15 protein-coding genes are annotated in these 14,947 nt (G+C 63.0%); 8 read left to right on the top strand and 7 right to left on the bottom strand.

Annotated features, from left to right (window positions below; all coding sequences use genetic code 11):
* The first annotated feature begins 1 nt into the window (after position 1).
* Positions 2-769: a tRNA pseudouridine(38-40) synthase TruA gene (truA, locus tag GGR39_RS06940; protein WP_183616426.1), complete on the top strand. Its 768-nt coding sequence runs from the start codon at positions 2-4 to the stop codon at positions 767-769.
* A 144-nt stretch (positions 770-913) separates the two neighbouring features.
* Positions 914-3,187: an EAL domain-containing protein gene (locus tag GGR39_RS06935; protein WP_183616425.1), complete on the top strand. Its 2,274-nt coding sequence runs from the start codon at positions 914-916 to the stop codon at positions 3,185-3,187.
* Between the two features lie 43 nt (positions 3,188-3,230).
* Here GGR39_RS06935 and GGR39_RS06930 read toward each other — a convergent pair whose 3' ends face one another.
* Positions 3,231-4,223 (bottom strand): AAA family ATPase, encoded by a 993-nt coding sequence (locus GGR39_RS06930; RefSeq protein ID WP_058737878.1) that lies wholly within the window; start codon positions 4,221-4,223, stop codon positions 3,231-3,233.
* 109 nt (positions 4,224-4,332) lie between these two features.
* Between GGR39_RS06930 and GGR39_RS06925 the strand changes: the two genes are divergently transcribed.
* The 3 genes from GGR39_RS06925 (at position 4,333) to GGR39_RS06915 (ending at position 6,059) form a co-directional block, all read left to right on the top strand.
* The gene (locus GGR39_RS06925; protein WP_183616424.1) at positions 4,333-4,470 is read left to right on the top strand and encodes a hypothetical protein; all 138 of its coding nucleotides are present in this window, start codon (positions 4,333-4,335) and stop codon (positions 4,468-4,470) included.
* 300 nt (positions 4,471-4,770) lie between these two features.
* Positions 4,771-5,397, top strand: coding sequence for a glutathione S-transferase family protein (locus GGR39_RS06920; protein WP_183616423.1), 627 nt, complete (start codon positions 4,771-4,773; stop codon positions 5,395-5,397).
* 197 nt (positions 5,398-5,594) lie between these two features.
* Positions 5,595-6,059 carry an SRPBCC family protein gene (locus tag GGR39_RS06915; protein WP_183616422.1) on the top strand — a complete coding sequence of 155 codons (465 nt, stop codon included), beginning with the start codon at positions 5,595-5,597 and terminating at the stop codon, positions 6,057-6,059.
* Between the two features lie 52 nt (positions 6,060-6,111).
* Here the strand turns inward: GGR39_RS06915 and GGR39_RS06910 are convergent, their stop codons facing one another.
* Positions 6,112-6,666 carry a cytochrome b gene (locus tag GGR39_RS06910; protein ID WP_183616421.1) on the bottom strand — a complete coding sequence of 185 codons (555 nt, stop codon included), beginning with the start codon at positions 6,664-6,666 and terminating at the stop codon, positions 6,112-6,114.
* A gap of 109 nt (positions 6,667-6,775) precedes the next feature.
* On the opposite strand from GGR39_RS06910, the gene GGR39_RS06905 reads away from it, so the two are divergent.
* Positions 6,776-7,465 (top strand): prolyl hydroxylase family protein, encoded by a 690-nt coding sequence (locus tag GGR39_RS06905; RefSeq protein ID WP_183616420.1) that lies wholly within the window; start codon positions 6,776-6,778, stop codon positions 7,463-7,465.
* A gap of 36 nt (positions 7,466-7,501) precedes the next feature.
* Here the strand turns inward: GGR39_RS06905 and GGR39_RS06900 are convergent, their stop codons facing one another.
* Together GGR39_RS06900 and GGR39_RS06895 are read right to left on the bottom strand one after the other, a co-directional pair.
* Positions 7,502-8,017, bottom strand: coding sequence for a DUF1003 domain-containing protein (locus GGR39_RS06900; protein ID WP_183616419.1), 516 nt, complete (start codon positions 8,015-8,017; stop codon positions 7,502-7,504).
* A complete protein-coding gene (locus tag GGR39_RS06895) occupies positions 7,992-9,632 on the bottom strand; it encodes a lysine--tRNA ligase (RefSeq protein WP_183616418.1) in 1,641 nt (546 codons plus the stop codon). The genes GGR39_RS06900 and GGR39_RS06895 overlap by 26 nt, the downstream gene beginning before the upstream one ends.
* Before the next feature lie 125 nt (positions 9,633-9,757).
* Between GGR39_RS06895 and GGR39_RS06890 the strand changes: the two genes are divergently transcribed.
* Entirely contained in the window at positions 9,758-10,636 is an 879-nt protein-coding gene (locus tag GGR39_RS06890) for a mechanosensitive ion channel family protein (RefSeq protein ID WP_343055806.1), read from the top strand.
* 147 nt (positions 10,637-10,783) lie between these two features.
* Here GGR39_RS06890 and GGR39_RS06885 read toward each other — a convergent pair whose 3' ends face one another.
* Positions 10,784-12,298 carry a hypothetical protein gene (locus GGR39_RS06885; protein WP_183616417.1) on the bottom strand — a complete coding sequence of 505 codons (1,515 nt, stop codon included), beginning with the start codon at positions 12,296-12,298 and terminating at the stop codon, positions 10,784-10,786.
* Between the two features lie 59 nt (positions 12,299-12,357).
* Between GGR39_RS06885 and GGR39_RS06880 the strand changes: the two genes are divergently transcribed.
* On the top strand, positions 12,358-12,591 hold the full coding sequence (locus tag GGR39_RS06880) for a hypothetical protein (RefSeq protein ID WP_343055805.1): 234 nt from the start codon (positions 12,358-12,360) through the stop codon (positions 12,589-12,591).
* A gap of 19 nt (positions 12,592-12,610) precedes the next feature.
* Here the strand turns inward: GGR39_RS06880 and GGR39_RS06875 are convergent, their stop codons facing one another.
* Together GGR39_RS06875 and GGR39_RS06870 are read right to left on the bottom strand one after the other, a co-directional pair.
* A complete protein-coding gene (locus GGR39_RS06875; RefSeq protein ID WP_183616416.1) occupies positions 12,611-13,996 on the bottom strand; it encodes an ATP-binding protein in 1,386 nt (461 codons plus the stop codon).
* A gap of 2 nt (positions 13,997-13,998) precedes the next feature.
* Positions 13,999-14,925 carry a hypothetical protein gene (locus GGR39_RS06870; protein WP_183616415.1) on the bottom strand — a complete coding sequence of 309 codons (927 nt, stop codon included), beginning with the start codon at positions 14,923-14,925 and terminating at the stop codon, positions 13,999-14,001.
* Between the last annotated feature and the right edge of the window lie 22 nt (positions 14,926-14,947).

The following is a 14,947-nucleotide window of genomic DNA, read 5'->3' as shown; positions in this document are numbered from 1 at the left end:
AATGACGCGCTTCGCCCTCACGCTGGAGTTCGATGGCGGCCCTTTCATGGGTTTGCAGCGGCAAGCGCACGGCCCCTCGATCCAGCAGGCGGTGGAAGAGGCCGCAAGCGCGATCACGGGCGAGGTTGTGACGATGCATGCCGCAGGGCGCACCGATGCGGGCGTTCATGCCTTGGGAATGGTCGCCCACATCGACGTGGCAAAACCGATTGCTCCGTTCCGGCTTATGGAGGCGCTCAACGCCTGGCTACGTCCCAAGCCGATCGCGGTGCTGGCTTGCGAGGTCATGCCGGAGGACTGGCATGCCCGGTTTTCGTGTACCGGCCGCGCTTACGAGTACCGCATTCTCAACCGCCGGGCCCCGCTGACGCTGGCAAAAGGGCAGGCGTGGCAGATGCCCAAGCCGCTGGATGCCGGCGCGATGGACCGGGCCGCACAAGTTTTGGTGGGAACGCATGATTTCACCACGTTCCGCTCCACCCACTGCCAGGCGCGCAGCCCGCTCAAGACATTGGACCGGCTGGCCGCGCGGCGAGAGGGTGAATATGTGGTGATTGAGGCCAGCGCCCGCAGTTTCCTGCATCATCAGGTCCGCTCGATGGTCGGTTGCCTGGCGCTTGTCGGGATAGGGCGGTGGGACGATGCCCGCGTGGCCGATGCCCTCGCCGCGCGGGACCGCCAGCGGCTGGGCCTCAATGCTCCGCCGGACGGCCTTTACTTCCTGCGCGCCACGTATTCCTCCGGAGTGGAACATACGGAACTCGCCTGAAGCAATTTCCTCATCTTAATCAGCGATTCGTTAATTGCGGATCGACAATCTCGTCGCCCGCCACCAGCCCGGTCCGCCGGGATCGTGAGTGGTCTTTTGATGCTTTCAATCCGGCCTTTCCTGAACCGCCTCGGTCGCTCGCCGGTGTTTCGGCAAGACCTGATCCGGCATGACGTTCCGGCCCGCGATGGCGATTGGTTCATCCGCAGCCGGGTGCAGCAATTCGCGCGCTATCCCTGGTTGCTGGCGGATGGCCTGCGGGGGCTGATTTCGCTGGCCCTGATGATCACCGCGCCCACGGCGGCGCTGGTGTTGACGGGCGTGAGCCTTCTCGTTTTGATGGCCGGGGAACTGGTGCTTCGCCGCACGTTGGCGACGCCCCTGGCCAATCCCCAGAGCCGGCTCTCGCAAATCCAGGCCTTCCTGCTTGCCAGAGGGGTGGCATGGGCGCTGATCGTGTCGGTGATGGTACGCTATGCCGGGACCGATATCGGTGTGACGGTGGCGTTATGCGTAGCGTCCCTGTTGTTCGACCTGCTCTTTACCCTGGCACTGCCGATAGCCGGGGTAGCGGCAGCCTCGCTGGTGATCATCGGGCTTTCGTCCGGCCTGGTGGCGACGCCCGGCACCCACGCGGGCATTGTGCTGCCCATGGCCGCGCTCAGCATCGTTGCGCTGCATTACGCGCTGTTCCACCTCTACAACCTGTTCGCCACGCGCCAGTTGGGGGCACGCCAGCTCAGCGTTGCCAACGACACGATCCGGTCGTTGCTGACCCAGTATGACGAGCATGGCGCCGACGCTCTGGTGGAGGTCGATCGCGAAGGCCTGCTGGTGCGCCCATCCCAGCGCTTGTGCGAATTGCTGGGCCGCACCGCAGACGAACTTTCCGGCAGCCCGCTCAGCACGCTGTTCGAGGCGGGGCTTGATCGCAGCGCATTGCTCGGGTCGGTCAGCCGCCGGCAGCAGTTTCGCCACATGCTGGTGCCGTTGCGTATTCGCGGTGAGCGGCACTGGTGGTCGATCTCGGGCTGCCCGGTGTTCGACGCTGACGATCAGGAGGAAGGCTTTCGCTGCTTCGTCCACGACGTGACCGAGCAACGCGTCAACGAAGAACGCATCCGCATCATGGCGATGCGCGACAACCTGACCGGCTTGGTCAACCGCGCGGTATTCACCGAGCGTCTGGGTGAAGTGCTCGCGCGCTCCTCCCCCGAAGCGATGGCGGGTGTGCTGTTCATCGATCTCGATTCGTTCAAGCTGGTGAACGATACGTATGGCCATGCCGCAGGCGACACCGTGCTGATCGAGGCGGCGCGGCGGCTGGAAGGGCTGCTGGGCGTTCGGATGGTCGCGGCGCGGCTCGGCGGTGACGAGTTTGCGGTGCTGGCCTGGAACGTGACCGACCCTGCCGACATGGAGGTGCTGGGTAACGCCATCGTCGCCGAACTATCCCGCCCGGTCGTGCGCGACGATGCGATCCTGCCTTGTGGCGCCAGCGTCGGCATCGCCTTGGCTCCGGAACATGGCCGCACCGGTGAAACCGTGCTGCGCGCGGCCGATCTGGCGCTGTATGAGGCCAAGTCGCGCGGGCGGGCGATCAGCGTGATGTTCCACCCGCAGCTGCTGACCGAGTTGCAGGAGCGTCGCGAATTGGAGATGAGCCTGCGCGTCGCGCTGGAACGCGGCGAATTGGTGATGTGGTACCAGCCCTTGCTGGATATCGGCACCCGCCGGACGGTCGGCTATGAAGCGCTGATCCGCTGGAATCATCCGACACGCGGCATCATCGAACCGTCGAACTTCATCCCCCTGGCCGAAGAAGCGGGCCTGATCGGCGCGATCGGAGAGTGGGCGCTGCGCGAAGCCTTGGCGGAGGCGGCGACGTGGCACGATGACTTGTCCATCGCCGTCAACGTCTCACCGGCGCAGATGCGGGGCGATGCAGTGCTCAAGCAAGTGGTCAGCGCCCTTGCCGCCACCGGAGTCGCCCCCGAGCGGCTGGAGCTGGAGATCACCGAAACCTTGCTGATGGAGGATTGCGAGATGCACTTGCGCACGCTTCACCGCCTCCGCGCGCTGGGGGTGCGCATCGCGCTGGACGATTTCGGTACCGGCTACTCTTCGCTGAATTACTTGCGCCGTTTCCCGTTCGACAAGCTGAAGGTCGATCGCTCCTTCGTCAGCGATATCGTGGAGGAGACGGACAGCGGGGCAATCGTGGAGACGGTGCTCAATCTCGCCCGCAAGTTCGACATGAAGACCACCGCCGAAGGGATCGAGTCGGAAGCGCAACTGGCCAAGCTGGATGCGATGGGCTGCAGCCAGGCGCAGGGCTTCCTTTTCGACAAGCCGCTACCGGCGGAAGGCATCCCGCCGGAGCATCGCAAATCCCTGCGACGATTGCAGATCGCCTGACGCAACTGGCCGGGAGGCCTCCACCTCCCTGCCCGCGCCGAACTTACGCCTTGGCGACGACGCTTTCGGGAAGCTCCGTGCCGAACACGCGCTGGTAGTATTCCGCCACCAGCATCCGCTCCGTCTCGTCGCACTTGTTGAGGAACGACAAGCGGAAGGCGAAGCCGGCATCCTTGAAGATCGCGGTGTTCTGTGCCCAAGTAATCACCGTGCGCGGGCTCATCACCGTGGAGATATCTCCGTTGATGAAGCCCTGGCGCGAAAGCTCCGCCACCTTCACCATGTCGGCAATGGTCTTGGCATCGACGCCGGTGACCTTGTTGCTCACGATTTCGGTCTCGGTCTTTTCCGGCAGGTAATTGAGCCCGACGACGATGTTCCAGCGGTCCATCTGGCCTTGGTTGATCGCCTGCGTGCCATGGTAGAGACCCGAGGTATCGCCAAGGCCCACGGTGTTCGCGGTGGCGAACAAGCGGAAGTTCGGGTTCGGACGGATCACGCGGTTCTGGTCGAGCAAGGTCAGTTTGCCCTCAGTCTCCAGCACGCGCTGGATCACGAACATAACGTCAGGGCGGCCGGCGTCATACTCGTCGAACACCAGGGCGACCGGGTGCTGCAACGCCCAGGGGAGAAGGCCTTCACGGAACTCTGTGACCTGCAGACCATCGCGCAGCACGATCGCGTCCCGGCCGATCAGGTCGATCCGGCTGATGTGCGCGTCCAGGTTGATGCGGATACAGGGCCAGTTGAGGCGCGCGGCCACCTGCTCGATATGCGTCGACTTGCCGGTGCCGTGATAGCCCTGCACCATCACGCGGCGATTGAACGCGAAGCCCGCCAGGATCGCCAGCGTGGTATCGGGATCGAACACGTAGCTGCCGTCACGATCGGGCACGCGCTCATCCGCTTTAGAGAAGGCGGGCACCTTCATGTCGATATCGATGCCGAACGTCTCACGCACGTCCAGTTCGATGTCGGGGGCGGCGAGGATCGTGGCGTCGCGGCTATCAGCCTGCAGGTTCGGAAGGTCTGTCATCGTGCCTCTCGCTAAAGGACCCGACGCTGCGCTGCAACACCGTTCGTGACCCTTCTTCCCTTCGGGTCAGGGCACGGCCACGCGCTTTTTTGGAAGAGCCAATCGCAAGATGGCGGAAGTGGATATGCCAGCCAATTTTGAACTGCCGTTCGACGCGATGCAAACGAAGTGGGAGAGCTCGATGCGAACATATTTCCAGCAGAAGTATGACCGCCCCCCCGAGGCACCTGCATCTGGTGAGATCTGATGATCGCTGATTTCGACGTCGCCAGGGAATCTGATTGGGCGATGATTGGCTAGCGAGCCTTGCAGCAGTACGATCCTTTGGCAAGTTGCGTCGACTTTCACCTGAGCTAGCAGTTCGGTTGCGGCACGGCCTTTAGAATGTTGACCCGGACGACAGAATTGCTAGCGGCGGCGCCGCGTTCTGGATCGTCAGTTCTTGGCAAGAATCACACTGATGTAGCTTGACGTGAAGCCGATGTTGCCATCATGTTCCCTGGCCTGCCATAAGATTGGCCGAGCAGATAGACCGGGGAGAGACGGCGTGGCTGATTATACGTTCTACACCAATCCCATGTCGCGCGGGCAAATCGCGCGTTGGGCCCTTCATGAAGTTGCGGCCGACTACCAGCACGTCATCGTGGACTGGGCGAACAAGCCCGAGGCCTTCCTGACGGCGAACGCGATGGGCAAGGTGCCCACCATCGTCCACCACGCGCCGGATGGCGACCGGGTGGTGACTGAGGCCGCCGCCATCTGTCTCTACCTTGCGGAAATGCATCCCGAAGCGGGCCTGCTTCCCAACGATGCGGAGACGGCGGACTACTTTCGCTGGACGCTTTTCGCCGCCGGACCGATCGAACAGTGCATCACCTCGCGCGCGCTGAAATTCGAGCCTTCGGGCAATCAGGAAATGATGGCGGGCTGGGGCAGCTTCGACCGGACGATGAACACGCTGGAGGCCTTCTTGACTGACCGGACCTGGGTCTGCGGCACGCGGTTCACCATGGCCGACGTCTATCTGGGCAGCTCGATCGACTGGGGCCTTACCTTCGGTATTCTCCCACCGAACGAGGCCCTGGTCGCCTATGCGGAACGCATCCAGGCGCTACCGGCGTACAAAACCGCCAAGGCGGTCGACAACGCGCTGATAGAGGCGATGAAGAAATGACCTCCGCGCAGTCACGTTCGCCCAGCATCGTCTACCCGCAGGTCGACGGCAAGTGAGAGATCGCGTGATGCTGAGGGATTATGGCCATCCCGTCTGCTCCTCCCTCGCCCCAGCGTCAGCCTCTGCATCGAGGATGCCCGCCCTTTCCGTGCCTATTTCCCGCCAGGCGCACCCGATCGCGATTGAGGAGACATCGCATGTCCGCGCCCCTGCATGAGCTGACCATCACCCGCCTGATCGCCGCGCCGCCCGAAAAGGTATGGGATGTCATGACCAACCGGCAAAACGAATGGTGGTGCCCTGCCCCCTGGCGCGCCGAAGTCGACCATCAGGATCGCCGGCCCGGTGGCGCGTGTCGTATGACGATGTACGGACCTGACGGCGAAGTGATGCCGCAAAATAGCATCTACCTGGCTTGGGACGAGGGCCGTCGCTTCGTCAGCACCGACGCCATCGTAGGTGACTTCGAGCCGTCCGGCCCCTTCATGATCGGCATTTGGGAAATCGCCCCGGAAGGCGACGGCACACGCTACACCGCGCGCGCCCGCCACTGGGGCGAGGAGACCATGAAGCAGCACGAGACGATGGGCTTTACCGAGGGATGGAGCGCCTGCGCCGCGCAACTCGCCGGCATCTGTGAAAGCGAAAGCGCAGCTGTTTGATCATGAGGTCAGCCGGATCACGCTGCGGCGCGAGTCCGGCTGACCGCAGCCGTCAGACCCGCGGACGACCGAGGAACGGGATCATCCGTCCCAGCGTCCCGTCCCGGTCAAGGAACTGGTGCTTCAACGCTCCCAGCACGTGGATCCCTGCCAGCACCAGGAATAGCGTGGCCAGGTTTTCATGGATGCCGAAAAAAGTGTCGCCCGCCGCCTTGGTGGTGGGCACCGGCAGGGCCGGCATGCTGAACAGCCCGAACACGCTGACCGGCCCCCGCGCGGAAACCATGGCCCAGCCGGCCAGTGGAATACCGATCATCGCCACATAAAACAACGTGTGGACGGCGCGCGCCAGTACGCGCTCCCAAGGTTGCAGGCTGCGCTGCAACGGTGGCGGCCGATGAGCAATGCGCCACAGGATGCGGATCACGCTGAGGATCAGGACCGAGATACCGACCGACTTGTGCAAGGCGATCTGCTGCATCTGCTGCGCTTCGGGCAGGTCTTCCGCCGTCCACACCAGAATGAAATTCGTGGCGATCAGCAGTGCGATCAACCAGTGGAGCACAATGGCGACGCCGCCGTAGCGTGGGACAGTTTCATGGATCATGCCGCAACCTGCAACAGGGCGCCGCGAAGAACAAGCAGCGTATCATTCGAACGGCCCGATCCCCCGAATCGCTTGTCAGCCATGCGGTGGCGGAAGCAATGTGCAGGCGATGTCTCCGCCACCGCGCCAAGAGGAAGGCCACAGGCCAACGCCGGATCGCAAGGCCTTGCGCCTGATCGGTGATCGCGTGCGAAAACGGCTGATGCAAGACCCCGGTGCCTATCGCGTGCCGGTGGACAGCGCCGAAATCTTTGCCTTCGCCGACTTTCTGGACGCCCACGAATGCGCCCATCTGATGCGGATGATCGATGAGGTTGCCCTGCCATCCCGCATCACCCGCACCGCCGACCCGGATTTTCGCACTAGCTATTCCGGCGATATCGATCCGTCCGACCCGGTCGTACGAACGCTTGAGCGACGGCTCTACGATCTGACCAACATCGAGCCGACCTGGGGCGAAAGCGTCCAGGGGCAGCGCTATCACCCCGGCCAACAGTTCAAGGAGCATTGCGACTGGTTCGATACCAATCAGGAATATTGGAAGCACGAGGCGCAGACAGGCGGACAGCGCAGCTGGACCGCGATGGTCTATCTTAACGATGTCGAAGCCGGGGGCGTCACCGCCTTCACCCGGATCGGCGTGACGATCCCGCCGCAGGCCGGGGCCTTGCTGGTGTGGAACAACAACGGTCCCGACGGCGCCGTGAACTGGAACACCATGCACGCGGCGCTGCCGGTCGAGCGCGGGGAGAAATACGTGGTGACGAAATGGTTCCGCTCCCGCCGGTGGGGGGCCTGAGGAAAACTCGGCTTTCGGCTTCGAAAAATCGCGTCGTCAGGAGTGTCCGTCGGGCTTGTCGAGCCGATCCAGCAGACGATCGAACCGGCGATGCAGGCGGATGATCTCCAACTGGGTGCGCAAATTCACCTCATAATCGTGGCGCGCGGCGATGCGGTCCTTCTGGGACTGCCGATTCTGGCTCATCATGATCACCGGCGCCTGGATCGCCGCCAGCATCGATAGCATCAGGTTCAAGAAGATGTAGGGGTAGGCATCGAAGGGATGCAGCCCGAAGTCTTCCAGAATGCGGCTGTTGATCAACATCCAGCTGACCAGCACCACTCCGAAACCGATGATAAAGGCCCAGCTGCCTCCGACCGCCGCCACCTTGTCGGCCAATCGCTGACCCCGGGTGGCGTGAAGCGCCGCCTCCTCTTGCGCATCCAGATCCTCGATCTCGCCGGAGGCGATCCGAGCGAGCACGCGCCACTCCTCGGCGTCCACCTGATCCAGGCGACGACCGAGCAGCTCTATGCATAAATCCTCAGCTGTCGTGGGTGCCTTGCGCATCGGTATTGCTCTCCAACGCCTCGGTAATAAGCTTGCGGGTTTCCGGAATGCCGTACAGCGCGATGAAGCTGCCCATTCGCGGCCCCTGAGACGAGCCAAGCAAGGTTTCGTATAGCGCCTTGAACCAATCCCGCAGGTTGTCGAAGGCGAATTCCTCGCGCTTGCCAATTTCATAGACGGCGTTCTGTAGTTCCTCCGCCGTGGCATTCGAACCGGCGGCGGCCAGTGCCTCGTCAAGCGCCGTCAGCGCCGCCGCTTCGTTCGCCAGCGGAGCCCGGCGATGAAGCGTGGGCGCGATATAGTCGCGATTGGTGGCCAGCGCGGCAGCAACCAGCGCCTTCAGCTCAGGATGCGCTTCCGGCGTCGCTTCGGACACATAGTTGCCCAAGTACGACCAGACCTGATCCTCGGTCGCATCGGCACCCAGCACACCAACAAGGTTCAGCAGCAGGCCGAAGGTTACCGGCAGCGTATCGCCCGCACCCTGCGCTTCGGCCCCTGCGCCATCACCATTGGCCCGCAGCAAGTGCCACACCGGATTGCCCAGTTGCTTATCTTGCTCCTGCGCCGCCAGATTGCCGCGGAACTGCCAATACTCGTCCACCGCCTTGGGGATGACGCCGATGTGCAGCTGCTTGGCGCTCTTGGGTTCGCGGAACAGGTAGAAGCCCAGCGATTCCTCGGTGCCATATGTCAGCCACTGCTCGATCGTGAGGCCGTTGCCCTTGGACTTGGAGATCTTCTCCCCGTTTTCATCCAGGAACAATTCGTAGATCAGCCCTTCCGGCCGCCGTCCGCCCAGGATCTGCGCGATCTTGGCGGACTGGGTGACCGAGTCGGTCAAATCCTTGCCGCACATCTCATAGTCAACGCCAAGGGCGACCCAGCGCATCGCCCAGTCCACCTTCCATTGCAGCTTGGCCTGGCCACCGAAGATCGACTGCTCGATCCGTTGGCCGTCATCCTCGAAGGCTATCATGCCAGTCGCGGCGTCCAACACTTCGATAGGCACTTGCAGCACCTCTCCCGTTGTGGGCGATACCGGCAATACCGGCGAATAGGTCTTGCGGCGTTCCTCGCGCAGGGTCGGCAGCATGACGCCCATGATCGCGTCGAAATGCGTCAGCACATTGGCCAGCGCCTGGTCGAACGCGCCGGAATTATAACGATCGCTGGCGGACACGAATTCGTAGTCGAAGCCAAACCGATCCAGGAACTGGCGTAGCATGGCGTTGTTGTGGTGGCCGAAGCTCTCGTGCGTGCCGAAAGGATCGGGAATGCGCGTCAGCGGCTTGTTGAGGTTAGCGCGGAGCAGATCGCCGTTGGGCACATTGTCGGGCACCTTGCGCAGACCGTCCATGTCATCCGAAAATGCCACGAGGCGCGTGGGCGCACCATCCGTCAGCACTTCGTAGGCGCGGCGCACCAGCGTAGTGCGCAACACCTCCTGAAAGGTGCCGATATGCGGCAGGCCCGAGGGGCCATAGCCGGTTTCGAACAACACCGCTTCGCCATTGGCTTTGCCCTGCGGATAGCGCTTCAGCAGCTTGCGCGCCTCTTCGAAGGGCCAGGCCTTGGACTTCAGAGCGGCGTCGATCAGTGCGGTGTCAGTCATGATGGCGCGCTCTTTCGCGGGAAAGACGCCGCGCTGCAAGGGGTCTGCATCGGCCACCGCAGGGAACCTCCCCCACGTGGGACGGTTCCGAAAGGATATTCGGCTTACAGGACGCGCGCAGTTTCGTGAATTATCTCCAGACCTTGCACGATCAGATCGAGCGCATGATCCGCTCCTTCATCCAAATGCTGCCTACTTTGGGCATCTCTCTGCTTATTCTGATGGCCACCTGGGTCGTCGCAAAATTCGCGATCCGTATCGCCGATCGGATCACGGGGCGCACCCATATCCGTGAGGATCTGAAGCAGTTGCTCGATACCATCGTCCGGTTGGCGATCTGGCTTATCGGGATCGTGATCGCGCTGACCGTGGCGATCCCCAGCTTCACGCCTGCCGGTGCATTTGCAGGCCTGGGCGTCGGCGCGCTGGCGATCGGCTTTGCGTTCCAGGACATCTTCGAAAACTTCCTGGCCGGCGTCCTCATCATGTTGCGCGAAAAGATGCGCATTGGTGACCTGATCGAATGCAAGGAGATCACCGGTAAGGTTGAGCGGATCACCCTGCGCGAAACACATATCCGCCAACTTTCCAACGAGTTGACGATCGTTCCGAACTCGGTTCTGTTCAAGAACCCGGTCAAGATCCTCACAGACCAAGTCGTGCGCCGGGACGAGATCATGGTCGGCGTAAGCTACGATTGCGATCTGGAAGACGCCCAGCGAGTGCTGCGTGAAGCGGTGGAAGCGCTGCCCAACGTCAGCAAGGACAGGCCGGTTATCATACTGGCGCGGACCTTGGGCGAAAGCTCGGTGGATTTCCTGGTACAGTGGTGGGCCACCACCATCCCGCGTGACATGCGCCTGACCCGCAGCGAGGTGGTGATTGCAGTAAAGAATGCGCTGGACGCAGCGGGTATCGAAATACCTTATCCCACTGTCACCAACCGGTTACCCGATCTTCCTGAAGTGGAAACCGAACCCCGGATAACAGAGCCGGTCGGCTAACCAATCAACCCTCGCGCCATTTCCATTCGAGCACAACGGTGCTTCCCAAAAGGAGAAACGGTCGAGGTGCTCGGCCGCCACACCCGTCATATCGTGCGCTTTTATCAAGGCAGTTACGGTAAAAGCGGTGCGGCGCCGAGAAAGCGCTTATCGCCTTTGCACCAGCATCGCCTGTTTGGGGAAATGGCGCACGACGCGATAGCCGGGCACGGGCGGCAATTCACCAGCAGGCACGCCCGATACCCAGATGGCGTCGAAATGATCCTGACGCATCGCCTGCAACCGCTCCTGAAGTTGAACGGCATCCACCCGATCTTCCGGGCACTTCAAAGTAACACGCTGGGAATCGCTGGTCCAACGCTCCTGAAACTTGGGGTCGCGGATCGTCAACAACCTAGCATTGTCGACCATGAAGAGTGTGTTGACGAAGGCATCGCGGCGCGTGACCGCGTAGCTTGCCAGCTTCTCATCAGGGGTGAGCGCCCAGCCGTCGCAACTGTCACGCACATAGACATAGCCCAGTTTGCCGCCACGGGGCACGGCATCCAGCATAGTCAGGCGATGCTCCAACTCAGCGCTGCGCGACGCCCATGCCCAAGTGACGCTCCCCAGCCGCACCAGAAACAGGCTCAACCCGATAAGGCATACCAGGCGTTCCTTGCGTAGGTCGATTGCCGGGCGCACGGCCATCACGAACAGCATGATCGCGATCGGCGCGGTGCGCACGTCGGTGCCCCAGGAGTTGAGCAGGTAAAGCGGGGCGGCCAGCGCTCCGGCTGCGAGCAGTAGCGCTGCGATCAGCAGCCGAGGCTCCATTTGTCTCTGCCGTCCGGTCCAGCGCAACGCCAGAAGGGCGCTTAGAAATATCGCGCCAAGCAACGCCAGGTCCAGTTTCATCCAGGTGCCGCGCAGTGAACCGGCGAAGACCGTTAATTTGTATCGCACCACGTCTTCGTAGATCCAGGTGACGTTTGCGCCGTGCGAATGCGCGCGCCATATCAGCAGCGGGATAACGGGCAGCATCAGCGGCAGATTCCGGCGGATTGCTGGCCAGATGTCGTGGATAGAGCGCAGGCGCGCCAATTCGTTGGCGGCGGCCAGAAGCAGCAGCGTGGCCCAGGCAGCCATGTGCGCGGTCCAGACTACAAGCGCGGCGATACCCAATATAGCCTGCTCGGGTAGACGTTCACGCTGTCGGGAGAAAAGCCATGCGGCGGTCAACAGGGCGAGCGCGATGCCGAGGCAATAATTCAAAAAGCCGAACATCCACGCCTGGTTGAGCGCCAAGGGTGTCGCCAGCATCGCGCTGCCCGTAACCCGGCCATGCGCGGCGCGCGAGAGGGCGAGAATGCCGGCGATCGTCAGGGGTGCGATGGCCGCTGATACCAGCCGCGTCGCCAGGTCTCCTCCCAGCCAGTGGGCCAGAAAAACGGCTGGGATATCCTCCCCCAGGTTGGCGATCCATTGCCAGTGGACCACGAAGTAGTGGGAAAGCGGCGTGCTTGAGGATGCCATCGCCAGGATGTGGTGCCGCGCCATATGGGCTGGGGCATCCGAAAAACCCGGTATCGAAACGGCAAGAACCGGCACCAGCGCCAGCACCGCCGCGATAACGCCAAGAGTAATGGGGCTGAGCGTCCGAGCCCGAGGCCCCTGTCCCACACTAAAGCAAAGCATGGAGAAGGCTTTGCTCGCTATCTGATGCCATCGGGCATATGCTGGTGTCTGAATTATCGGAGGAACCAGCGGACATGCGCTTCGTGCGGATCGGCGCCTGCATCATCGCCGTGCTGGCTATCGCAATGGGCCTGCTGTGGTTGGGCCAGGGCACCGGCGTGGTGTTATGGCCATCAGACAGCTTCATGCTCCAGGATCGGACCTGGGCGCGCAATGGCCTGCTGTTGGCAGCGGCCGGGGCGATCGTGCTGTGGCTTGCCTTGCCGCGCCAACGCTGAGCCTTGGGACTGCGCGCAATCACGACTTGTCCGCCGCAAGATCGGCGGGAACCTCCAGAATGAAGCGCGCGCCCTCGCCGATCGTGCTGTCGACTGACAACTCGCCACCCATCGCCCGCGCCAATCGACGCGAGATGTAGAGGCCAAGGCCCGATCCGCCATCGCCGCTGCGGCCCAGCCGCTCGAACTTTTCGAACACGATACCCTGTTGCTCGGCCGAAAGGCCGGGGCCCTGGTCGGCCACGATCACCCGCACGCGATGCTCATCCCGCTCCAGCCGGACCTCGATCGTCGATTCTTCCGGCGAATAGCGGATGGCGTTGCCGATCAGGTTGATCAGCACTTGCAGAACCCGGCGAAACTCCGCGATCGCGCCTAAACGTGCGTCCTGCGCGGGAACGATGACGGTGATGCCCTTCTCCTGCGCCCGGACGCTCAATATCCCGGAGGCCTGACGCGCCACCTCCGCCAGATCGATGCGATCGGGTGCAGTGTCGAAGCTTTCAGATTCCACTACTTCCAGATCGCTCAAATCCTCCAGCAGCCCCAGCAGCAAGCGGCCGGCATTGGCGATCTCGCCCGCGTAATCCGCGTAAGCGTCCGGCAACGGTCCTGCGAGGCGCGAGCGGATCGTCTCGGCATTGGCGACGATCCGGGCGATCGGCTGGCGCAGCACCGGGGCCAGGTCATGACCGACCAAGCCATGTCCGGGTGAGACTTGCGGTGCGGCAGCGTCCTGAACCGACGCCGCTGGGGGCGGCTCGTCAGATACCAGCAGCAGTTCGAACCCGGAAGGGTCCGCTCCCGGTCGCCCCTGCGGAACCAGGACGATCCTCCACGGCCGCTGCGACCCCTCGATCGCCACGGGCGCCCCATCCAGCATCCGCCAGTGCAACACGGCGGCGCTGTGGATCTGCGGCGCAAGGAAATCGGTAAATGGCTGGCCGATGCCGGCGGTCATCTCTGTGCCTAGCGATTGTAACTCACCCAAGGCCTGGGTGACCATCACGAGACGCTGATCCGCATCCAGCAGCGCGCTCAATTCCGCCATCTCTCGATCAAGCAAGGTGCGGCGGGAAAGAACGGTTGCGGCATCGTCCGGCACGACCGAAGCCGACTGCCAGCTGCGCAGGATGATCTCGCAACCTCCATCGGCGATACACGGATCGACTTCGACCCAGGCAGTGATGTTCTCGGAGCCATCCTGCGCATGGATCGCTCGTGCAAGGCGGAAACCATAGCGGCGGGCGCGGCGCACCAGTTCGAGCAATTCCGGGATCGCGATGGGGCCCGGGATTTCCCCGCCGCAGCTGTGCTGCAACCCCGCCAGCGGCTCGTCCGCCTCTACGAAGGTGTCGAGCGCGTCGCTAACCGCGCGGGCCAGGATCGGTTCTGCCAGGTCCACGCTCAAGCGGCTCCTGCCAGCAACGCGGCGGCCTCGCCAGAGGTCAGACCGGCCAAACCGTCAGGCAGCATGGCATCGGGATGGAGCGTCACAATTTGCTGCTGCGCCATCGCCACCGGCATCCCCGCTGCGATCAGGGACAGCGCCAGGCGCAAGGACTGGCCGGCGACGATCGAACGCAGCACCCTGTCACGATCCTGCCCGGTCTGTTGCGCCACTGCACTCACGAAGAGACTGCCACCCGCGCGGCTCAGATCGAGCGCGGTTATGGCATCCGTTCCCAGCTCGGTAACAAGCCGTGCCAACAGTGCGATACGGGTTGCGCCCTCGTCATAGGCCTGCCGGATTTGCGGCTCGCAGGGCGAGCCGATCGGCGTGACGGCGCGCGTCGCGACAAGCGCCGCTTGCAGCAGGTCTGCGGGAAGCTCTTGCAGCGGCAACTGCATGCGCCGGCTGGACTGCCGCCAGCGCGTTTGCGCCGCCAGAACCTTCAGAGCCGCACCGTTCAACGAGGGCTCGTGACTGGCGACAAACGCTTGCAACAAGGGCGATATCACCGGATCCAACGCCGGCGCATCCTGCAGTTGCGCACAGACATGCCATTCCAGCGCCTGGCCGTGGAGGTGCGCAAGCAAGGCTGGATCATCCAGCAGGACATCGCCCAGCGCCCCTACCCTCTCTTCGACGAACGGCTCCCCCGCCACGGGGCGACCGGCGTGGCGGCTTAGCAGCTGGCGGGACAAGTCCTGGCTCGTTCCCAATATCTGGGCGATGATCGCATCGCCGAACAGCGGACCGTGATCGCTGGCGATGAGGTGGCGCAAAATCGGCTGGACCGTATCGGCCAGCGCGTCGTCGCGGGCCAACGCTGCGCGCACGGTATCCGTGATGGAAAGCCCATTGCTGGTGCGCGCGAGGGGATCGAACATACGTGATCGATAAGCCTGCGCT

The organism is Novosphingobium fluoreni (assembly GCF_014196615.1).
GTDB lineage: Bacteria > Pseudomonadota > Alphaproteobacteria > Sphingomonadales > Sphingomonadaceae > Novosphingobium > Novosphingobium fluoreni.
The sequence above is the reverse complement of the archived record's forward strand: the minus strand, read 5'-3'. Positions and strand labels throughout refer to the sequence as shown.